Here is a 21,465-nt window from a genome sequence, read left to right as displayed (position 1 = left end):
AGGGGAATCTATGAGAAAAAAGAGAGGAGTTAACAGGGAGTAATTATTTATTATATTTGAATACTAATTGACACATGAAAAACAAGAGTTTTTATCAAATTTAAGGGTGGTCAATTTAAACCGAAATTACCTGGTCACTTTGAATTGAAATTGGGTGGTCAATATCACTGGAATTTACAGCGTAGTACTTGGGATTTTTTTCTGCAGCGAATTTCTCGTCCAATAAAAATTTAAAGTTACTTACAATAACTTCAGAACGAGTCTGTGAATCTGTCGGAACAGAATTTTTTAAAAACTCAGAGATGATTAATCCTATCAGAGCATTGCAACTATTTTTCAATATAGAAAGGTATAATTTTCTTTCAAAATCCTTCATTTTTATACAAACTGCTATTGCATCTGATAAAACATCAAAGAGCTTAGTTTCCAAAATCAGAGGATCTGCAGGAGCCATTTTCTTTAACAGATCAAGGTATTCAGCATTAAGGTTTTCGTCGCTTATAAGAATTACAGTAAAATACCCGTCCTTAAAAGAAATGCCCCGATGTACCTGATATGGCTGAATGTAGATGACAGAAGGTGATATAATTGTATACTGTTGGAAGTCTACTTCAAATATTCCGCTTCCTTGTTCCAAAATAAAAAATAAATGGTAGTTATCCCTGTGAGCTTTTCTAATTCTTTCTAAGTGGAGATCTTCAACAGACGATTTTTCAATAATAATGCCTTTGCTTTCAACATTGGGAAAAGTATTTATTGGAATGAATTTTGGCTTAAATGACATACTTAACTATTATAAATACAAGTTACGACAGTTTATGCAGAATTACGAAGTAGTTCGTGACATTTAACAATTCTCTACTGACGACAGGATATTTTACCTGAAGGAGTATCAATTAAAGATTATTAAAATCATGATAGCGGTTTAGCGTTCAGAGCTTGCACTAGACAAAATAACGCTAACAAACCGTACATAAAGCCAACCAAAATAACCACCCTAACATCCTTGAATATATAAAATGCAAGTAATGGCAATATCTGCAAGGCGTGCATCCCTACGAAATGTGCAATGCGCAGATCGCCATATTTAAGACTCCAATTAAGAAAAGGTATTGCTCCGCCACCTTGACCACCAACTCTGGGCGAACCATTTGCACCAATAACGGCACCTTCCAAAGCAAATATCACAAATAAAAAGATGCCTAAGCGAATGGCCCAAAGATAATAATCGGGAAGTTCGGGAAAATTCTCAGTACAAAACAAGATGCCGATATAGCCTGTATATACAGTTGCTGCTATTGCTGCAATTGCCATTGCGACAGTCAATGAAGTATATAATGCTGAACTGACGTTATAATGGGACAACTGACCTCGTGAGGCCTGAAGCGTGACGTAAAAGACCTCGAATCCCAGAAAGATAATCAATGACCAGTTATATAAATTGATATATTTATAAGAAATAAGATATCCCGTGTACCAACCCATCGTCAAGCTAAATATACCCATTGACAGAGCAAATTTAAATGGTTTGTACAAGACATTCACGCCGTTGATCTGTACATCGCTGAATTTTGATCTTATCAATATCAAAGCTGCACTTGACAGACATAGCAGTCCAAAATAAAATAAGCACTCATTTCTTGCTTTGAGTGATGCTAAAAAATCGATCATAAGATGATTAGAAATTTGAATTAATTGAAGAACGTCCTGAACTCGCCCGGAGAAAGATTGGTCTTGCTTTTAAACAATTTGCTGAAAGATTGAGGGTACTCGAATCCCAGTTCAAATGCAATTTCTCCAATGGTAAGCGTAGTTGTCGAAAGTTTTTCTTTTGCCTTTTCAATGATCTTTTCGTGAATGTGCTGTTGGGTGTTCTGACCGGTAAAGGTTTTCAAAACTCCACTCAGATAGTTGGGCGAACAATTTAAAAGTCCGGCAACATACTGTACGGATGGCAAGCCTTTGTTGATGATATTGTCATCAGCAAAATAGTCATCAAGGATTTTTTCCAATTTGTCCAGAATCTGGTTTCCCGATATTTTACGGGTAAGAAACTGACGCATATAAAATCTGTCTGAATAATTAAGGAAAGATTCTATTTGAGAGATAATAATTGCTTCACTGAATTTATCGATGTGTGAATGATATTCCTGCTCGATATTTTTAATGAAACTGTTCAAGACAAGTTCTTCTTTTTCAGAAACAAAAAGAGCTTCGTTCACCGCATAATTGAAAAACTCATATTTCTTGATCGTTTTTGCTAGTGCGCTTCCCCACAAAAAATCAGGATGGATGAGCAACATACTTCCTGAACTTTTAAAATCTTCGTCTGCTTTAAATGAAAAAACCTGATTGGGAGCGATGAAGAACAAAATGCCATTATCGAAATCATATTTCTGCTGACCATAACCATACTGTACATCCCCGGAATCTACCTTTTTGAGTGAGATGATGTAAAAATCAAAAATCACCTTAACACTGTCCTTACTTTTGTAAGGTGTAATGTCAGTAAGGTCTATGACACTGATCATCGGATGTTCCGGTGCACCAATACCTAATATTTTATGATATTCTTTGATGCTTTTTATTCTGTAAGGCTGTTGCACATTCATTCTGTTTTGGTTTACAAGATTTAAATATAGGATTATTCCAGATCAACTCTTTCTAAAGTAAGTCCTGGATTTAATCCGAAGAAAGAAAGTCCCCAAAAGCCTTTGATATTCAGGTTGCCATTTTTGGTAATAGTAAGATACGAATCGTAGGTATTTCCCTTGTTCCCATCGTAATCATAGAGCTTTCCTTTCCAGCTGTTCTTCTCATCATCGTATGTAATATCTTTTAACAAAAGAATACCTACCAAAGGTCTTTTACGTTTTTCTTTGTCAGGATTATTCACGTCCAAAATTGGTTTTCCCTTGCCATCCAAAGAATGTTTTAAATAGATCAGTTTGCCATTATAGTTTTTCCCGCTTTTATAGATCTGCACATTTCCTTCTTTCACCGGACTGTACCAGGTACCAATAATATCATCGGCTGTCGATTGTGAAAATAGCATCATCGAAAAATTTAAAAAGACAATTGTTAGGAAGAAATTTCTCATTGTTGATTGTATTTTATGGCGAATTCTTTTGCAAAATCTTTAATCTTCACCCTGCCCAAAATGGCTGGTCTGTTTTTAAAGTAATCTTCAAACAGGCTTCCATCGTGCATTGCCATATTCATCTCTGTAAATTCTTTGGCGATAGTGTCAGTTGCCCCTATTTTTATAAAGGCGTCGGTCATTTGCTTATCGCTGATAAGCACCCATTTCAAGTATGGCTTTCCGATAGCATTTCCCAAAGTAGTAGCAATGTCCTGACACGTCAGTTCTTCGCTGGCAACATATCTTACTTTTTTGTCTCTTTGTTGAGTGTTGATTTCCTCTGCAATGGCGGATGCAATATCAATGGGCGACACCCAGGCTATTTTGTCGGCTCCTCCATAATTTGATAATATGATTCCGGAATAGCCTTTTAGCAGACCCTTGAGACCATAATGTTTAAGATAGAGTAACTTACCTACTATACCTTCCAAAAAGCCTTTACCTTTTACCATATCCATAAAGGCGTATAGGTTATAATCGAAAGATGCAGGACGTATATGAATAACGGTTACATCGGAAGGAAGTTTTTTAAAAACATTTTCTGCGATATAGTGAAAAACCAAGACCCCTGCCCCATTTGGCTTTTCTGCACCCACACTGCTCAGATGGATCACTTTTTTTATTCCGGCTTTTTGAATTGCCTGAACATAATTGGTACTGATTTCTAATGCTTGTTTTTGATAATCAAGATTCTGTTTCCCAAAAAAGTTAAAGGGTGGGATCATACAGTAAGCTGCATCCTGACCTTCAAATACATTAGTCAGAAAAATGCGATTTTCGATTTCGCCAATCGCAGCTTGTGCTCCCAACTTCTCTATTTCTTTTTTCCTATCCTCAGAAGAGCTGACAACGGTTACCTGATGTCCTTGATTAATCAATTGTATGACCAAGGGTCTGCTGATATTTCCTAATGAACCTGTAACAGCTATTTTCATCTTTATTGACATTTAATATTGATGCAAATTTCAGTCAATTTAATTCCTAGCATGTGTTCAAATCCCCGCTTCTTGTGTTCAAAAACTTCTAATAGTTAACATAAGCTTCAATATTATAAAGGGATGGTGTATTGTGATTATAACTTTCCTGATCTGTCATCCACCAATTCTCAACCCCAAAAAGCATGATATGGTCGACACCATCTTTTCCAAACCTATATAATCTAAAACATCCTTTGGCAATAAAACAATTCATTTTCCAGATTTCACCATCGTGAAGAATAGACTGTGATTTTCGTAAAGATTTTTCTGTAGAAACTTTGCGATATTACAAATAAACCCCGACAATTTCAGGGCTTCTATTTTTAGTCAATAATTTTCAGGGTTTAGAATACCAAAATTCTTTCCAATTTCTAACATCTATCTCAATTTATTTTGGTCGAAAATTTATTAATAGGTAATCAGGCTTTATATGTAATTTTTAGTACTGGTATCAACACAAATAGATTTAGTTTGCAGCAACAGATATAAACTCACCCTTTTCAACCACCACCTGATTGCCCCAGCTGGTAATTGCCTCCAGAACGGGAATAAAACTTTTTCCAAAATCTGTTAAGCCGTAAACTACTTTGACAGGTGGTTTTTTGCCGTAAACTTTTCTCGAAACCAGACCGTCTTTCTCTAATTGCTTTAACTGCAGACTTAATGTCATCTCCGTAATTGACGGTATTTCCTTATTGAGTTCACTGTATCTTTTCGAATTATCTTTCAAGTGGTACAGAATAACAGCTTTCCATTTCCCTCCTACCAGATCCATTGTAAGGCTTACAGTACAGGGATAAGCCTTATCTTTCAGTTTAACGTGATCACCAATACATTCTGTTTTCATTTCTATCTTTTTTAGACTATCTCTTTGGATAGTTATTGCAAATATAGATTACTAAAATTAGTTTTGCAACTATAATTATTATAGTTCAATTTACTATACTAAAATAAATAAAGACAATGAAAATTTTAATCTTAATTGCACATCCGGAACCCAAAAGCTTTAATGCCGCAATGTATCAGGAAGCGATAAAAACAATGGAAGAAAATGGGCACGAAGTAAAAACATCGGACTTGTACCGAATGAATTTCAATCCTGTTTCTGACAGAGAAAATTTCACAACGGTCCAAAACAAAGTCCATTTCAGCCAACAGGCTGAAGAACATTTCGCTCACGAAAACAATGGTTTTGCGAGTGGCATTTTAGCAGAGCAGGAGAAAGTATTGTGGTGTGATCTGATGATCTGGCAATTTCCGCTTTGGTGGTTTTCTGTACCTGCCATACTGAAAGGCTGGGTCGATAAAGTATTTGCCATGGGGAAGTTTTATGATAACGGCAGAATTTATGATAATGGTCTGCTCAAAGGCAGGAAGGCTTTATTATCTTTAACAACAGGAGGTCCTGAAAAGAATTACATCACAACAAAATATGGCTGCATCGATCAGATTTTACATCCGATTCAGACGGGAATTCTTGAGTTTGTCGGTTTTTCAGTTTTACCATCTGAAATAAATTTTTCTATCGAACGCACTACCGATGAAGAACGAAAAGAAATTTTAGAAAGATGGAACACCCGTCTTAAAAATATTTTTGCAGAATCTCTGATAGACAATAAATATTAAAATTAGAAACCTTTTAAAATTCTTGAATAGTCTGCCTGACAAACAATTATGTTATTTACCCCCTTAATCTCCAACTTATGTTCTTATTATATATATGCTAAGATCACGGAAAATGAAATCAGTACAATAAAGAAACCCCACTTATAAGTGGGGTTTCTTTATTTAAGTCTTATTTCTTAGACTCTTCTACGGAAACTTTTCTGAAGTCTTTAAATAATTTGCTGAGTTCAAGCGCAGATTTTCTTGCTCTTGTCCCGGCAGCCTTGTTCCCTTTTTCAGATTGTTGGTTGGCTTCAGCAGAAAATGCTTCAAATTCTGCGTTGATCTTTTCGATTAGTTCTTTCATAATGTGATAATTTAAAATTAATTGGACGGCAAATATAATAGTTATGGGGCTGTTATTAAATGTTTTTAAATCATGTTTAGATGATTTTTTTTATTTTTATTGAAAATTAAAAACCGATGAATTACCAGACATTTGAGCCGGACCAGGAACTGAAGGTACTTGTCAAATGCTATTGGACACTGGAAAGTTCAGCAGATCAACAACTGGAAAAGCAATCCGTCGTTCCCGATGGATGTATGGAGATGATCTTTCATTATGGTGGTCTTTATAAGCAGTACACCGGAAGAGGAAAAAGTATAATCCAACCCAGATGCTTTGTGATGGGTCAGCTGACAAGACCACTTGAAATAGAACCTACCGGAAGGACGGGTATTTTCTCTGTCCGCTTTCATCCCTATGGTTTTTTACCTTTTGCTTTCCTACCCATAAAGGAAATGGAAAACACTGCCATTCCACTGGAAAAACTCTTCGGACAGAATGGGAAAGATCTGGAGGAGAAAATATTAAATGCGAATTCGGTGCAGGAAAGGATCAATTTGGTCGAAATATTTTTACTGAATAGTCTGAGCCGCTTAGAAACTATAGATCATATCGTGAGATCGACTGTTGAGACCATTTTGACGGGTAACGGACAACTTTCCATTAATGAACTTTCCAGCCAGATCCACATCAACCGCAGGCAACTGGAGCGTAAATTTTATCTGGCCATCGGTTTAAGCCCAAAACAACTGTCAAAGACGATCCGTCTGCAGGCTGCACTTAAGATGCTGTTGACGAAGGAATCTGCTAACCTTACGGCTCTGGCCTATGATAATAATTATTACGATCAGGCTCATTTCATCAAAGATTTCAAGGAGCTTATTGGTATTACCCCAAAAGAATTCTACGGAAAAACTCTAAAAATGACCTCTTTTTTTATCGGAGATTGATCGTGTCGCATTTTTACAATTTTGTTTACAGGATATACTGCAACTTCGCACAGTGATCTGATGACTTTACAATATAGAATTTTTTTAAGTGCTATCAATAAAACCAAAACTATGACAACAAGAATATATTTTTCTATGGTTGCTGCCATGCTAACGCTTTGTACCTGCACCGTAAAAACTGCAAGCAATATCAAAAAAATAGAATGGCTGGTCGGAACCTGGGAACATAAAACGTCGAAAGGTAGTATTTATGAAACCTGGAGAAAAGCCGACGGAAATGAACTTGTCGGTAAAAGTTATGTGATCAAGAATAAGGATACTATCTTATTTGAGAGCATACGATTGGTCAACGAGCAAGGCAAACTTTTTTATATTCCGGCTGTTAAGGATCAGAATGAAGGTACTCCAATACGTTTTGAGGGAAAGAGAATTTCTGAAACCTATTTGGTGTTTGAAAATAAAATGCACGATTTTCCGCAGGTCATCTCTTACAAAAAGATTAGTGAAGACTCATTGAAAGCTGAGATTTCAGGACTTAGGAATGGAAAGGAAGAACGGCGTTACTTCCCAATGAGACGTATTAAATAGAGGCTTATATACTAATCCTTAGAACAAGCTAAAACCTGATCTTTTATGCTAAATAAATTTTGCAAGAATAACTCTTATAACTGTTTCTACTGCTCCTGGAAATTCTTCTGAAGATCCTCAAGCTGTTTGCCTGAAGTCACTTGAAGCTTCTGAAATTCCTCGTTTCTAACTTTCAGCTGGTCTGTAAAGATTTTGTTATGGCTCTCTACCTGCTCTTTATATATTGTCTGGGCTTCGGTGAATTCTTTATTTTTCTTCTTCAGCTGTTTTTCTAAAGTTTCTACCTGTTCCGAAAACTGCTTAGTCATATCTTTTTTGACCTCATCGATGAGCAAAGCCCTTGAATTTGATCGTTCATGTGATAATTTTTCTGCAGTGGCATTCAATCCAGCGCCGTAATCGTGCGGTAAGTGAAAACGCTTGTCAGCCAGCTTATCCAATAATGTTTCATCGACCGTATGACCGATAGCCGTAACAGTGACCTGCTTCATTGTTATGATTAATTCGGATAAGTTCAGGTCATTAAAAGTTTCCATACTCTGCCGGTCACCTCCTCCCCTGACCAAGGCAACAATGTCAAGATCCAAAGCTGAGATTTCCTTCAGTTTGGAAATGATCGCCGTGGAGGAAGTGATATTGCAGCTGTGATCTGAAATATCAAAATATTTTCTTGAAATATCCAGTCCTTCAAAAAATCCTTCTGCACAATCGCATTATTTCCATAAATGTTAGCAACTCCATGCAAGCAATGCTTTTAAAGCAGGACAGAATTTGAAGTCAGTTAATAAAAAATGACATCAACTTTTAAAAAAGTTAAAGCGTCCTAAATTTGGGGCGTTTTTTATAGTTTAAAAGTGTAACATTTTCTGTTTATTACACTCTAAATTTCAAAACAAGACAATGCAGGTTTTAAACTTCGAAGACATATACCATGATTATTGGAAGAAGATATTCCGTCTTTGTATGGGTTATGTGAATGATGACGATGCAGCGAAGGATCTTTGTCAGGAAACGTTTGTGGCGGTTTTCCAACAGTTACCAAAATTCCGGCAGGAAGCCGCTGTCGGAACGTGGATTTACAGGATTGCTACCAATATATGTCTAAGGCAAATCAATCTCGAAAAACGAATGCCGAAGAGCGAATTGCCTTATCAGATCAAAGACAACGCCGAGAAAGACAACAAACTGGAGCAGGATCAAATGACGGATTTTCTATATCAATGTATTTCGGAATTACCGGAATTGGAAAGGATCATTATTTCCCTGGAACTCGAAGAAATGAAACAGGCTGAAATCGCTGAAGTTGTGGGAATCTCACCAGCCAATGTGAGAGTTAAAATACACAGAATCAAAGAAAAGTTAACCGAAAAATTTAAGAATTATGCCAACAGATAACATCAATTTCCAAGACATTTGGAACAAGAAAAATACAGATATTCCTAATATCCAAGAAATAAAATCTAGTGCTGATAAATACAAAAAGAAACAATTGCGGTTTACGATTTGTCATATATTCAGTCTTTCTGTTACTGCTGTTATGATTATTTTTATTTGGAATGTCATTGATTTTAAAATGTTTACCACCAGTTTAGGAATCGTTTTGATTCTGATTGCTTTGGCTATGTATATTTATTTGGTTTCGGGAAATCTCAATGTGATTCGGAAAATCAATCCGTCGATCAACAATCAGGAATATCTGGCTTCTTTGAAAAAATTACAGCATCAGCAGCTTTATATGCAGACGAAGGGAATCAGCATTTATTATGTTTTATTGACTACCGGTTTTGCCTTTTATTTTTATGAATTTGCGCTGAGAATGTCAACATTAGGTGGAATTTTATCTTATGGATTAACATTTATTTGGTTGACTGTTGCATGGTTTTTTCTAAGACCAAGGCAGATCAAAAAACAGAACGAAAAAATCTCAAAGGTGATACACTCTTTGGAAACTATTGAAAAAGATTTAAGAGAATAATTTTAACTACTTCAGCTACTTCACAAGTGTAAAAATAACTTGTTAGAAAGAGTATAATATATCGATTGTGTTCAAACAAACAATAAAGGCACGGCATAATTTAGTGTCGATTAAAAAATGATATGTAGATTAAGAAAATCTAAAAAATGTGCTTTTTTTTCGGAGGACAGTTAATAAGAGATCGACCATCTCAATAAAATCTATTTATTTTCAATAATCTTCTGTACTTTCAAAAGCAGATTGTCAATATCAAAAGGTTTTGGAATAAAATCATCAGGCTGACAACTTTGAAATATATGATCTAGTGTGGCGTGAGCACTCATGATGATGATGATAGGAATTTCTTTGTGATCTACATCGCTTTTAATTTCTTCACAGAGATCAATACCGGATCCGTCAGGTAACATACATCAAAAATGGAAAGGTCAGTATTTACATCTATTCTCTGTATGTAAAAGCACTGACAGTTGGAAATGATTGTACATCATAATTTTCAGAGGACAGAACCATTTCAAGTACCTCTCTTATTGCCTGATCATCTTCAACTAAAAAAATCTTTCTCATACTCATGTCTCTCAAAAATAAAACCAACCATGTAAAAAATCATAAATTTCCAGGATAATTTACATTTCTATATGTAATTTCTGATTTTATACAATTTTCAGAATTTTATAAGATACGGCAATCTTTCCATGTGAATTAATCATTAAAATGCTGGTGTAGATTTGTTTAGTGATTTTCGCAGGATTATCTTAATATAGGATATTATTATTTTTCAAAGTCAAAACATATAGGGGTAACATTTTTTGAGTTTTTCTCAGAAAACTTAGAAAATGATATTTTATCTCAGTGAATTTTTTCATCAGGTAAAAATCATGTTGGGGACATTGAATATCCCTTCAGAAATAATCGGCGTTAAAATCTTTTGATCAAAACTGTTTTTACAGCATTGACGAAATCATCCTTCTAATCAATTCATATTTTGGAGATTTCGGATCCTTTATGTCCAGCATAATATCATATACTCATCTCATCTCTCAGTACCAACCCTAAATATCGGTCAGATACGCTTCTGCTGTTTACTTTATCTCAATTTCTCGACAAAGGAGATCGCACATTATCACCATATGACTCCCCTTTAGTATAATGTTTGATAGACAAATGGGGTGTAATTATATCAAATTCATGTTGATGAAGAACTGGTAATATCTGCAAGCAGGCTGTCTTAAAGTTGTCTAATGTCATTTCAAATGCTGTAATTATGGTGTTAAAGAAATACTCTGGTTCAAACTATTGAAAACCTATAAATGCAGGTGAACTCTTTAATTTACCGATTCTTTAAATGTAAGAATTTACCTTCTCAATTATTGAAATTAATTTACTATTTTTAATTATAATAAAACGGAGATTTTTCAAAGACTGACATTGTCCGTAATTTTATAAAACCAACATTACCAAAAAAACTAAATAACAGTTTTGAAACATCTATTATTATTTTTACTTTGTATACTAGCACTAACCTCTTGTAATTCAAATCTATCTTCAGAAAAGATAGAAGATCCCGGGTTGATAGGCGCAACGATCGAGATTACTCAAAGTCCTACTGACAGAAAAGATAATTGGATGACTGTTGATCTATTTGATAAAGACAATAAAAAAATAACAAACGATTCCCTAAAAATAATAGTGAATGGTATTGAGACCCCACTCCAACATCGTCAGGGCCGATATTATACCGATGAATCAAGGTATCATGCCGAAAATGTACCTTTAAAAAACATCTACAATTTTGAGGTAAAACTATCTGATGGGAAAAAATACCATTTGGGAAGCATCAGTGCTTTGAGTGAAGAAAAAATTGAAAATATAGAATGCGATGAACAAGGTGATCTGAATAAAAATACGGTCATTAAGTGGAAAGAATTAAAAAACATCAACGAACTTACCATTTACACATCAGTTTTATTAAAAACACCCAATAGCAATGATAAAAATTACTCAAGCAAAGATGTCATAGTAAAACCAATAAGCAGTGCAGGGGAATTCACGATACCGAAATCTGAATACTTCGACCCAAAATGGACAGTCAGTGGTTTTGAGTTAAAATTTACGGCAAAAAAGTTTGGGAAAACAAATCCTAAACTTATTGAAGGAAGCACAATATCCATTTCAACATTAATAGAAAAAAATATCAACCTTGAAAAAGAATAATAAAGACTAGTGTTAACAAGGTTTTTGTAATAGTGGGACGAGACAGCAAAGTTCAACAGTTGTCTTTCGATTAAACTCTAGTACTAACATCAGCTTTTCTGATTCAATTTCCGCCCGAACTCAGAGACCTAAAATGTTAGGCGGTCAGATTGAAAGACATGCATAAAATTGAATAATTTGCTCTCACTAATTTTTATGCAATAAAATAATAAAGCATTTTAGACTTTACGTTTAAAAAAGGATTAAAAAGCTATTTAAATAATTGGCGATTCACAAAGATAATTGTAACAAAAGTTTAGAAACAATAACTAATATTCCAACAGCTTTAAAAATGAAAAAAACGAAAAGAACACCAAAGAAAAATGCCCTAATTATAATGATAATTGGGATGTTTGTAATCGCAACATCACAAATCATAAGCCATTTTGTAAAATTACCGGACTTAGCGAAAGGTTCATTCATTGGAATTGGAATTGGTCTATTAATTTTGTCAGTAATTTTTGGAAATTTTAAAACATCAAAATAAAACACATAGAATTTAATGCAATGTCTTTACATTACAGAGAGTTGAACATCTAATCAGGCATCTCCAAATGAGTGGATGAACGGCTTCGGTTAAACATTTATTCAAAGTTCAACAATAATCAATAAAAACAAACAATTGATACGATGATAAAATTTGCTTACGCTATCCTATACGTTCAGGACGTAACAAGATCAGTTGAATTTTACGAAAAGGCGTTTGGATTTATCCGAAAATTTGTAACGCCTGACAATGACTATGGTGAACTTTTGGTTGGAGAGACAACGCTGTCTTTTGCTTCAACTACATTGGCCAGATCAAACTTGAAAGAAGGTTTTACAGAAAGTAGTTTAAAAAACAAAACATTTGGAATTGAGATTGGTTTCGCAGCAGACAATGTAGAAGAAACAGTTTCGACAGCTGTAAATGCAGGAGCAACAATCGTTGAAGATCCTAGAACAAAACCGTGGGGCCAAATTGTTGCTTATGTCCTTGACATTGACGGATTTCTCATTGAGATCTGCACACCAATGGGCTAACAGAATACTTCAGACGATAAGTGTCTTTACTCAACAATCTTATGAAATTTGAAAGTGAAGAATAGTGAACTTGCAATTATTTTGAGACAAAATTTATATACTCTTTAAGCTACATTTTTAGATTGATTAGACATTAAATTTTGATACTCTTTTTCATACTCTTAAAGTTAAAGAGTATAAAAATTGTGTCCTAACAAAGTTAGCAACTCCAAATTACGACTACCATAAAAAACACAACTAACATTTAGTTATGTTGTGTTTCTTTTTACTCAAAATTCGACTTAAAACAGAAAAGTTTTTCCGAGTATGATTTCGTTTTCTTTCTTTTCAGAGTGCATTTTCCAATGTGTTTCCGCAACCTCTTTTGACGAAATAGCAGGCATTCCTTGAGGGAAATGTTTTAATAATTCTTGGTCGGGTTCGACAGTATTATACACTAACCCACCAATTGACACAATCCCTGCAAAAATATTTTCGGCTGACAAATCGTTGTTCAGCACACGGATATAATTTAACAAAGCACCAGCAGCAATTCCGAAACTTGCTGTCATAGAAGTTGGTTTTTGTGCAGACGAAGCAGTTGTAAATAACAAACTTCCCTCTTTTCTAGACAGCATATTAGGCAGCACCGCTTGTACTACGGTAATTGCGCTTAACAATTGGAAATCTAAATGGAATGCTGCATTTTCAACATCAATATTTCTTGGTGTACGCATGGTTTCTATTGAAGGGGTGGGGCTAAACTCAATAACATCAATAGAACCAAAATGTTTTTTTACAGCAACCAAAGCATCTTTTAAAGAATTTCTATCCAAAACATCAGCATAAAAAGAAGCAACCGAAATTTCTTGTGCTTCAAGCTGTGTAACCAAATCATTTAATTTTTCTTCACTTCTTGCCAAAAGAGCTACATTGTAACCTTCTTTCCCAAAACGTTGTGCCACAGCAAATCCAACACCTGGACCGGCACCAATTATTACAATAGTTTTTACCATTTACTTACTTTTTAATTTTAGTGTAACAAAAATACCTTAAATTGCTTACAAAATGTAAGTGGTTACCCAAATGTAACTACTTACCTTTAAGTAACGAACTTTATGATTGAGATAACAAAACAACTAAAGAAATCTGTTGAGCTATTTCCTAATCTAACAGAATGTAAATCCTCATTAGGTCCAATACAAGACGCATTATATGTATTGGGAGGAAAATGGAGGATTCCAATTTTGGTTGCAATGCTTGAAGGCAACAAGCATTTTGGTGAAATTCAAAGGACAATAAATAAGATTTCTGCAAAAGTGCTTTCACACGAATTAAAAGAACTAGAATTAAATGGTTTTATTACCCGACGTGTTTATGGCACGAAACCTGTAAGCATTGAATACGAACTAACAGAATATACAAATTCGCTTGGTCCTGTAATTGTGGCATTGAGGGAGTGGGGACTATTACACCGTGAAAAAGTGAAGACAGACTGGCATTGAAAAACAACAGCCGCTAATACTTAAACCGTTATGCATCACCAATTGACGACTGTGTAACTTCAAGCTTATTCACTTTCAACACTGTAAGGAAATTCTAAGTCCAAGGAGCCTGGTTGGCTCAGTAAATTTCTGATGTCCTACAAATACTGTGGGCAGGAATAACGATCAAATCATTTTTCCAAAGTGAATAGAAAATCAGGTCAATCTAAATATCATTTACCAGCCCAGTTTATTCACCATCGAAAGTATCGAACCATGTATTTTGTATTCAATTTCGATACAGAACTTCAAGCTATTTGATTATTAATCGAGCCAACCGATTGCAATTCGGCATTCCTTCATACTCTGCCATTTTCCCGGCAAACAAAACCTGCTCAATCTTGCCTTTAGGATTCTTAATTCCAAACCATAGAGACTCAATCTCAAATTTCATTGTACTTTTCATATTTTCTAAATTATTTCTTATATACCTAATAAACAGAGACTCCCTGCATAAGCCCCTACCATTTCCTATTATCCATTATTACATTCTCACTGTACTTTTAACTGCAAACGAAAAACGTGATTCCAATGTCAAATGACATCATCCCGTAAAATAGCCAATCATCATATCACTATATCATTCCATCAGTAGCAAACCAAAAACGCGAAACCAATGTCAACCATAAATGATCGCTACGACATCCAGTTTTTTTATTTCCGATCATCCTTTTATCCGCAAAAGACAATTCCTAATCCGACATTAAAATGATATGATCCCGTAAAATATCCAATCATCCAAACACTACATCATCCCATCATCCGCAAATGAAAAATGCGAATCCGAAGTCAGGATCACATGATCCAGCAACGACATACTCAGAATCTTCGCAGCCTCTTTGATCTGTGCGGTCATCTTAATATCACAACCGGAAGGTTTCAAATTTCCCGAAGGATGATTATGGGAGACAATGATTCCCGAAGCATTGCAAAGAAGTGCCGCCTGCATAATAATTCTCACATCAACCAAAGTGGAAGAAATTCCGCATTCAGATATTTTCTTAATTCCCAAAACCTTATTAGCCCGATTCAGATACAGCGCAAAGAAAGATTCCCTGTAGTCCATTTTATCCGCATCAAAATGTTCCCTGAAAACATCCACCGCATCCGCTGAGGACGATATAGACCTTTCACAATTTCCCTTTCTTGAGTAGCTCAATTTAATTTCGTTGACAATATTGAATTTCATATTTCCTGCTCCGAGTACGGCGGAGACCTGTTTTTCCCACACTTACATAAAAAAACCTATGAATTGCAGCTTGAAGGAAACTTTGACTTTTCTTATCTTTTACTTGGTCATATTATCTGATAAATTGATTTATACTAACATCTGACGAATTGGTTTATAAGATCTGATGATTCGATTTATAAAAGAATCTGATCAATTGATTTATACCAACATCTGATGAGATGATTTATACCAAGAGAATAATAAGGATCAAAATTTCAATGAACTGCAATTGCATCTTGCGAGGTTTCTGACTTTTTCTATGCAGGTAACCATTCAGGCAGGCACAAGGAAAACTGCAATCAATTCCTTAAAAACAATAAGAAAGAACATTGATGAAAGCCTGAAATCTTTTTGCGGAGGTTCTGGGATCTCCGATCCCGGATACCCAAAAAGATTTTTTTCAGCAGTGACAACGGAATATATTTGCTATAGAAAATCAGGTAACCTCATAGGGAATGAGTGTAATTGAAATTAGATCTGTTTATGAAATTTTCAATAAAAAGAATATTATGTTCTAAGAATAAAGAGATGGTTTGACAGCTTTTAAATGGCAGAGGATAATCGTTAAATGCAGTATCTCATTTCAAACAATGATAATGATGTATGACTATTTCAATATCGCCTGAGTTTGAGTGTAAGTTGAATATGTAATGGGAACAAGATTGTCGAACAAAATTTTTTGCCAGGATTAGTGAAGATTTTTCCTCAGATTCATAAAATATGATTCGGGGAGTACACCTACTGTCCACATAATTTAAAAGCATAGAGAAAAGCCTGGAAGAAATTTTTGACACTACCATTCAACTTCAAAAAAAGTATGAGTGTTCAATTAAAATCATTTTTATCATTTTTATACTGACGCTTTTTATAAATTTGTTAAAAAGCAAAGTAACGCAAAGCCGTATAATTTAGGGTCGATATGCGCTACTTAGTAGAGTATATAAATAAGTTATGGGGAATCTTAGAAACAACCGTTATGACATTAGAACCAGCGGAAGAAATTAAAAAAAAATTATTATCCAACAGACAAACAATAAGAAATTTTCCAAAATCTCTAACATTTCCTTTTGACAAATTATACACGGAAATAACAACTCAAATTAGAACGGTCGAAATTTCATCGGAATGTACGCTTTTTGAGAGTGTTACGGCTGTTAGTGAAACGAATTTTTTTTCTGACGCTGACTATTGGACAGAAAATTATCTGGACGAAGAAATTTCAAAATTTTGGATATTTGGACAAAATGGTCAAGGCGACCTTTGGTTATTTGACAGCGAAAACAAAGTTTATTTTTATGACCACAATAACGAAAAAATGTGTAATGAAAATTTTATCGACCTTAACTTGAACTTTGAAAAATGGTTGCAATATGCCGACTTAAACGCACAATTGGATAATATTTATGATAACGAAAATGAAATTAATGACAAGCGAAAAGTTGAATATAAAAAAAAACTTGCTGAATTGAGCGGTAATTTGTTGAAAAATTATCCGTTCGAAATTTAACCGAATAAAAAATACTTCCCATAAAAAGGGTTTTGCAATAGTGGGGCGAAACTGCAAAGTTCAGCGGTTGTTCTTCGGTTCAACTTTTGTGCAAAATTGAAGATTTGTGCTTCGATTGCCCCACCATCACAAAGCCCCAAAACCTTAGCTGTAACTTTTCAAAACCCTACGATGTTTGACAGACTTAAAACATATTGCAAGACAAAAGTTCCTTTGACGGACGAAGAACTTAAACTTATTGACACATACTTTGAAAATAAAGATTTAAAGAAAAAAGATTTTTTACTGCAAGACGGAAAAATCTGCAACTTCATTGGCTTTATTGCTGACGGCACTATCAGGCATTTCCATATTAAAGACGGAATAGAAAAAACTTGCGACATTTCTTTTGAAAACGCTTGGGTAACAGACTTTCAAAGTTTTACTCATAATATTTCTTGTATAATGAATTTGCAGGCAATGGAAAACACAACGGTATTTGTTATCCGAAAAGAAAACCTTAATAAATTATACAACGAATGCAATAAATATGAAACTTTTGGCAGGTTAATGGCGGAACAAGTCGCACAACGAGCAACCGAAATTGCAATGTCGCTTTCGTCAGACAAACCAGAAGAACGGTTTCAGAATTTAATAAAAAAGCAACCCGACCTTTTTCAGAGGGTTCCTCAAAAATATATTGCCAATTTTTTAGGTGTAAGCCCCGAAAGTTTGAGCAGAATTAGAAACCGAATTTTTAAGAAATCAAAGTCTTAACTTAAGTCATCGTTTATCCATCATTGAAGCTGGAATTTTGCCTCATCAATTAAACAAATAAAAAATGAGACAATTATTCATCACTTCAATTATTTAGCAATGACAATAACTAACAGCGTAAATGCACAAAAACAGCAATTAGACTTTTCAAAAGTAAAAGTCTTTGAACATCAATTAGACGATGTAATGGAACTAATTGACACAACCGAATTGAAAATCAAACTCAAGGAAGTTGAAGAAAATTACCAACAAAATCCAAACGAAATTAATAAAGTCCGGCTTGGTATTATCTATCACGAAACAGCGCTAAATCTTTCTTTCTTTTCTAAAACAGAATTTAAAGGTTATGCCAAAAAAAGTTTTGATACATTGAGCGAACTTTTCAATTCGCCTAATACAACAAAGGAACTTTTACCATTTATTGCATCATATAGAGCTTCGGCATTATCGTTGGTTGGTGCAGAAACAAAAAAACTTAAATTGTTAGGTGAAGCATTTTCCTTATTCAATGACGCAGTAAAAAACTATTCATCAGTCTCTTATTTACCTGAATTTTTAAGGGGAAGTGTTGCTGAAAATTTGCCTTGGTTTTTCTTTACAAAAAGAAAATTTGCAAAGCAAGACTTTCAATCCATTATTGACAAGCAAGACAAAAACAGCGATTATGCCAATTGGAAGATAATGAGCTTTACTTATTGGGCTTGGACTAAACAAAGACAAAGTAAAAAACATAGAACGCAAGCATTGGAATATCTTGACAAGGCAATTGCATTAGACCCAAATTATAGAGCAGGCAGACAAAAAGCAGAGAAACTAAAGACCACCTTGACGAAATAAAACTACAGCTAACATTGCATAGGCGTTATAAGGGCTGAAGAACATATGCTGAACATTTGTAATTCTATTTATCTTTGTTGAAAGCATTGGGCTGACGAGCCTTGATTGCCCCTACAACGCCAATGCTTCAATGTTATAAGCATTCCGAATTTGTAAGTGATAAATCCCAGATACCCAACAAAATGTTTTTCAGCAGGGAAAACGGAATTTATTTACTATATAAAATTAGGTATCCCATTTGGAGTTATCATTGTTAAGCTTCGTCCTTTGGCAATAATCCAAATGGAGGAAAAAAAAATGCAATTAAAAATATGACGGTAAGGCTTTTAATTCTTTAAGCAATAAATTGAAAATACTGTAACTTTGCGTATCATAATCTGCATTTTAGACAATAATTTAGGACTTTTTCATAATATAGATGTCAAAAAACGTTTAGCTTTTGATATAATCGGGCAGATTCAAACCTAAAGTTGTTAAGGCATTTCCGTTTACTGAAGTTGCGGAAGCGCACCGCTTATGGACGAGGATTCACGCAATTAAAAAATCAGCCTGTGATAAAATTTCCATTGATAAAAATCAATTTTCAGTAATTAAGCGATATTAGTTTCAGTGACATCTGTTTCTATATTCAGTAGTCGTTTTTCGTTCATCTGTTGATTCTATAATTCTCACAATTCAATCCGAAAATAATTGGTCAGTAGCTCCTGTTTTCCACTTATAGAAAAAATTATTTTTCGGATAACTCAATATGGCTTTAAATATTCTCGATTTGGATACAATCAGCAACGTTATAATATTCAACTTTGCTATAATAAAAACAATTACAATTATGCAAAACAATGAAAATAAAGTAGCACTGGTTTCCGGTGCCAATACAGGGGTAGGTTTTCAAATCGCAAAAGCTTTATCAAATAACGGTTACACTGTTTATTTAGGATCCCGTGATCTTCATAAAGGAGAAGCTGCAGCCAGTGAGATCGGTGGTCAGGCAAAAGCTGTTCAGCTGGATATTACAGATGATGATTCTGTAAGAGCCGCAGTAGAACTTATCGAAAGTGAATTAGGATATTTAACATTATTAGTCAATAATGCAGCCATCTCACACGCAGGAAAACCCGGACGCACAATGGAAGAAGTCTTGGGAGCGCAACGTGCAAGCATTATCCCGATCAATGACCTAAAAGCTGTTTGGGAAACGAACGTCTTTGCCACGCTTTCCATTACTCAGGCATTTTTACCTCTATTGAAAAAATCTTCTGCTGCAAGAATCGTGACCGTTTCCAGCGCATTGGGATCTTTGACAATCAATGCGAATCCTGAAAATCCTTACCGTTCAGCCTTCGACGCTGCTTACGGCGCATCGAAAACGGCGCTAAACGGAATCTTCCTGTCTTTGGCGATAGACCTGGAAAGCACCAATATCAAAGTTCATCTGGTAAGTCCTGGTTTTACCGCCACTGCCCTTAATAATTTTCAGGGAACCGATACGGTAGAAGAAGGCTCTAAAGAACCCATAAGAGTGGCATTGGCAGAAGATCTTCCTAATGGAAGTTTTACCGGACCAGCTAATTTTAGCGGACCGGATAACATTCTACCCTGGTAAGATTTAACCAACTTAAAAACCTATGATGATCTTTTTGTCATAGGTTTTTTTATAAATTTATGATATGAAAAGAAAAGACGATCAACTTATACGGTTTATTTCCATTTCGGAAAGCCATCAGGCTTTTGGACTGCCCGCACCTCAACATCCTCTGATCAGTCTGGTTCATTTTAATGAAAGCAATCCTTTCAATACGGAGATGGCGCCGATCTATGATGTCCTGAGTTTCTATAAAATAACGTTTATCACAAAGAACAGTGGAAAGCTGAAATATGGTCAGGGTTACTATGACTTCAATGAAGGCAGTATGCTTTTCTTCGCGCCCAACCAATTGGTAGGAACCACAGAATATAACAGCGGTACTTATTGTTACCTATTGCTCATCCATCCCGATTTTCTATTGGGTCATCCTCTGCCGAAGAAGATGAAGCAGTACGGCTACTTCTCCTACTCATCAAATGAAGCCTTGCATTTGTCTGATAAAGAAAAAGCAATTATGCTTTCCGTCTATCAGATCATGCAACAGGAGCTGAATAATGGTGTTGATGAATTCAGTCAAGAGGTTATGATTGCCCAGATAGAATTAATGCTGAGCTATGTGAATCGGTTTTACAAACGCCAATTCATTACCCGCAAAGCTGTCAATAGTGACATTCTTGAGAAAACAGAAAGCATTCTGGATGATTATCTAAATCAGAAAACGCTGCATTTGGGTGTTCCAACAGTACAATATCTGTCTGACCAACTGAATATTTCGCCGGGTTATCTTAGTGATATGCTACGCTCGCTCATTGGTAAAAACACAAAACAATACATCCACGAAAAGCTCATTGACTAAGCAAAAGAAAGATTAACGAATACGGAATTAACTCAGCGAAATCGCTTATGAATTGGGTTTTGAACATCCGCAATCTTTCAGCAAACTTTTCAAAATAAAGACTGATATGTCTCCTTTAGAGTTTAGAAATTCCTTTGTAAATTCCAGTGATATTGACCACCCAATTCCAATTCAAAGTGACCAGGTAATTTCGGTTTAAATTGACCACCCTTAATTTTGATAAAAACTCTTGTTTTTCATGTGTCAATTAGTATTCAAATATAATAAATAATTACTCCCTGTTAACTCCTCTCTTTTTTCTCATAGATTCCCCT

At 35.0% G+C, this 21,465-nt stretch carries 27 protein-coding genes; 15 read left to right on the top strand and 12 right to left on the bottom strand.

What is annotated here, in order from left to right; all coding sequences use genetic code 11:
• Positions 1-115 precede the first annotated feature (115 nt).
• From ASG22_RS09855 to ASG22_RS09830, 6 genes are all read right to left on the bottom strand, one after another.
• On the bottom strand, positions 116-784 hold the full coding sequence (locus ASG22_RS09855) for an AraC family ligand binding domain-containing protein (protein WP_055983582.1): 669 nt from the start codon (positions 782-784) through the stop codon (positions 116-118).
• A gap of 128 nt (positions 785-912) precedes the next feature.
• On the bottom strand, positions 913-1,671 hold the full coding sequence (locus ASG22_RS09850) for a hypothetical protein (protein WP_055983579.1): 759 nt from the start codon (positions 1,669-1,671) through the stop codon (positions 913-915).
• Between the two features lie 20 nt (positions 1,672-1,691).
• Positions 1,692-2,612: a helix-turn-helix domain-containing protein gene (locus ASG22_RS09845; protein ID WP_055983578.1), complete on the bottom strand. Its 921-nt coding sequence runs from the start codon at positions 2,610-2,612 to the stop codon at positions 1,692-1,694.
• Between the two features lie 32 nt (positions 2,613-2,644).
• Positions 2,645-3,100, bottom strand: a complete 456-nt coding sequence (locus ASG22_RS09840; RefSeq protein WP_055983576.1) for a DUF2147 domain-containing protein — start codon at positions 3,098-3,100, stop codon at positions 2,645-2,647.
• A complete protein-coding gene (locus tag ASG22_RS09835) occupies positions 3,097-4,077 on the bottom strand; it encodes an NAD(P)H-binding protein (RefSeq protein WP_055983574.1) in 981 nt (326 codons plus the stop codon). Before ASG22_RS09835 ends, ASG22_RS09840 begins: the two co-directional genes overlap by 4 nt.
• A 508-nt stretch (positions 4,078-4,585) precedes the next feature.
• Entirely contained in the window at positions 4,586-4,966 is a 381-nt protein-coding gene (locus ASG22_RS09830; protein WP_117590791.1) for a winged helix-turn-helix transcriptional regulator, read from the bottom strand.
• Positions 4,967-5,082: 116 nt separating this feature from the next.
• On the opposite strand from ASG22_RS09830, the gene ASG22_RS09825 reads away from it, so the two are divergent.
• A complete protein-coding gene (locus tag ASG22_RS09825; RefSeq protein WP_055983570.1) occupies positions 5,083-5,745 on the top strand; it encodes an NAD(P)H-dependent oxidoreductase in 663 nt (220 codons plus the stop codon).
• 169 nt (positions 5,746-5,914) lie between these two features.
• Here ASG22_RS09825 and ASG22_RS09820 read toward each other — a convergent pair whose 3' ends face one another.
• Positions 5,915-6,091 carry a histone H1 gene (locus ASG22_RS09820; protein ID WP_055983569.1) on the bottom strand — a complete coding sequence of 59 codons (177 nt, stop codon included), beginning with the start codon at positions 6,089-6,091 and terminating at the stop codon, positions 5,915-5,917.
• Positions 6,092-6,207: 116 nt separating this feature from the next.
• Here ASG22_RS09820 and ASG22_RS09815 point away from each other — a divergent pair, with 116 nt between their 5' ends.
• Together ASG22_RS09815 and ASG22_RS09810 are read left to right on the top strand one after the other, a co-directional pair.
• Complete coding sequence (locus ASG22_RS09815) at positions 6,208-7,020, top strand: helix-turn-helix domain-containing protein (RefSeq protein ID WP_055983567.1); 813 nt, start codon at positions 6,208-6,210, stop codon at positions 7,018-7,020.
• Between the two features lie 111 nt (positions 7,021-7,131).
• The gene (locus ASG22_RS09810) at positions 7,132-7,608 is read left to right on the top strand and encodes a DUF6265 family protein (RefSeq protein WP_131726180.1); all 477 of its coding nucleotides are present in this window, start codon (positions 7,132-7,134) and stop codon (positions 7,606-7,608) included.
• Between the two features lie 86 nt (positions 7,609-7,694).
• Here the strand turns inward: ASG22_RS09810 and ASG22_RS09805 are convergent, their stop codons facing one another.
• Positions 7,695-8,222 (bottom strand): exodeoxyribonuclease VII large subunit, encoded by a 528-nt coding sequence (locus ASG22_RS09805; RefSeq protein WP_262483951.1) that lies wholly within the window; start codon positions 8,220-8,222, stop codon positions 7,695-7,697.
• Between the two features lie 286 nt (positions 8,223-8,508).
• Here ASG22_RS09805 and ASG22_RS09800 point away from each other — a divergent pair, with 286 nt between their 5' ends.
• A complete protein-coding gene (locus ASG22_RS09800; protein ID WP_055983560.1) occupies positions 8,509-9,003 on the top strand; it encodes an RNA polymerase sigma factor in 495 nt (164 codons plus the stop codon).
• The gene (locus ASG22_RS09795; protein ID WP_055983558.1) at positions 8,990-9,583 is read left to right on the top strand and encodes a hypothetical protein; all 594 of its coding nucleotides are present in this window, start codon (positions 8,990-8,992) and stop codon (positions 9,581-9,583) included. Before ASG22_RS09800 ends, ASG22_RS09795 begins: the two co-directional genes overlap by 14 nt.
• 200 nt (positions 9,584-9,783) lie before the next feature.
• On the opposite strand, the gene ASG22_RS09790 is transcribed toward ASG22_RS09795, so the two are convergent.
• A complete protein-coding gene (locus ASG22_RS09790) occupies positions 9,784-9,990 on the bottom strand; it encodes a response regulator (RefSeq protein WP_055983557.1) in 207 nt (68 codons plus the stop codon).
• Between the two features lie 1,069 nt (positions 9,991-11,059).
• Between ASG22_RS09790 and ASG22_RS09785 the strand changes: the two genes are divergently transcribed.
• The 3 genes from ASG22_RS09785 to ASG22_RS09775 all read left to right on the top strand — a co-directional run bounded on the left by ASG22_RS09785 (position 11,060) and on the right by ASG22_RS09775 (position 12,856).
• On the top strand, positions 11,060-11,794 hold the full coding sequence (locus tag ASG22_RS09785) for a hypothetical protein (RefSeq protein WP_055983555.1): 735 nt from the start codon (positions 11,060-11,062) through the stop codon (positions 11,792-11,794).
• A 331-nt stretch (positions 11,795-12,125) separates the two neighbouring features.
• Positions 12,126-12,320 carry a hypothetical protein gene (locus ASG22_RS09780; RefSeq protein WP_131726179.1) on the top strand — a complete coding sequence of 65 codons (195 nt, stop codon included), beginning with the start codon at positions 12,126-12,128 and terminating at the stop codon, positions 12,318-12,320.
• Between the two features lie 143 nt (positions 12,321-12,463).
• The gene (locus ASG22_RS09775) at positions 12,464-12,856 is read left to right on the top strand and encodes a VOC family protein (RefSeq protein ID WP_055983551.1); all 393 of its coding nucleotides are present in this window, start codon (positions 12,464-12,466) and stop codon (positions 12,854-12,856) included.
• A 281-nt stretch (positions 12,857-13,137) separates the two neighbouring features.
• On the opposite strand, the gene ASG22_RS09770 is transcribed toward ASG22_RS09775, so the two are convergent.
• On the bottom strand, positions 13,138-13,851 hold the full coding sequence (locus ASG22_RS09770; RefSeq protein WP_055983549.1) for an SDR family oxidoreductase: 714 nt from the start codon (positions 13,849-13,851) through the stop codon (positions 13,138-13,140).
• A 102-nt stretch (positions 13,852-13,953) separates the two neighbouring features.
• On the opposite strand from ASG22_RS09770, the gene ASG22_RS09765 reads away from it, so the two are divergent.
• A complete protein-coding gene (locus ASG22_RS09765; RefSeq protein WP_055983547.1) occupies positions 13,954-14,340 on the top strand; it encodes a winged helix-turn-helix transcriptional regulator in 387 nt (128 codons plus the stop codon).
• Between the two features lie 292 nt (positions 14,341-14,632).
• On the opposite strand, the gene ASG22_RS20990 is transcribed toward ASG22_RS09765, so the two are convergent.
• Both ASG22_RS20990 and ASG22_RS09760 read right to left on the bottom strand, forming a co-directional pair.
• Positions 14,633-14,785, bottom strand: a complete 153-nt coding sequence (locus tag ASG22_RS20990; protein ID WP_157844714.1) for a hypothetical protein — start codon at positions 14,783-14,785, stop codon at positions 14,633-14,635.
• A gap of 339 nt (positions 14,786-15,124) precedes the next feature.
• Positions 15,125-15,568 carry a RadC family protein gene (locus ASG22_RS09760; RefSeq protein WP_055983585.1) on the bottom strand — a complete coding sequence of 148 codons (444 nt, stop codon included), beginning with the start codon at positions 15,566-15,568 and terminating at the stop codon, positions 15,125-15,127.
• A 1,018-nt stretch (positions 15,569-16,586) separates the two neighbouring features.
• Between ASG22_RS09760 and ASG22_RS09750 the strand changes: the two genes are divergently transcribed.
• The 6 genes from ASG22_RS09750 (at position 16,587) to ASG22_RS21560 (ending at position 21,350) form a co-directional block, all read left to right on the top strand.
• Positions 16,587-17,117, top strand: a complete 531-nt coding sequence (locus ASG22_RS09750; RefSeq protein ID WP_202966698.1) for a hypothetical protein — start codon at positions 16,587-16,589, stop codon at positions 17,115-17,117.
• Positions 17,118-17,288: 171 nt separating this feature from the next.
• Positions 17,289-17,873: a Crp/Fnr family transcriptional regulator gene (locus tag ASG22_RS09745; protein WP_055983540.1), complete on the top strand. Its 585-nt coding sequence runs from the start codon at positions 17,289-17,291 to the stop codon at positions 17,871-17,873.
• Between the two features lie 99 nt (positions 17,874-17,972).
• Positions 17,973-18,710: a hypothetical protein gene (locus ASG22_RS09740; RefSeq protein ID WP_238586893.1), complete on the top strand. Its 738-nt coding sequence runs from the start codon at positions 17,973-17,975 to the stop codon at positions 18,708-18,710.
• Between the two features lie 829 nt (positions 18,711-19,539).
• On the top strand, positions 19,540-20,313 hold the full coding sequence (locus ASG22_RS09735) for an SDR family NAD(P)-dependent oxidoreductase (RefSeq protein ID WP_055983539.1): 774 nt from the start codon (positions 19,540-19,542) through the stop codon (positions 20,311-20,313).
• Between the two features lie 64 nt (positions 20,314-20,377).
• Positions 20,378-21,151, top strand: a complete 774-nt coding sequence (locus tag ASG22_RS09730; protein WP_317038855.1) for an AraC family transcriptional regulator — start codon at positions 20,378-20,380, stop codon at positions 21,149-21,151.
• 52 nt (positions 21,152-21,203) lie between these two features.
• Positions 21,204-21,350 carry a hypothetical protein gene (locus ASG22_RS21560; RefSeq protein WP_317038854.1) on the top strand — a complete coding sequence of 49 codons (147 nt, stop codon included), beginning with the start codon at positions 21,204-21,206 and terminating at the stop codon, positions 21,348-21,350.
• Positions 21,351-21,465: the final 115 nt, after the last annotated feature.

Source organism: Chryseobacterium sp. Leaf405, assembly GCF_001425355.1.
Lineage (GTDB): Bacteria > Bacteroidota > Bacteroidia > Flavobacteriales > Weeksellaceae > Chryseobacterium.
Note: the sequence above shows the minus strand (reverse complement) of the source record. Positions and strands in the feature narration are given on the sequence as shown.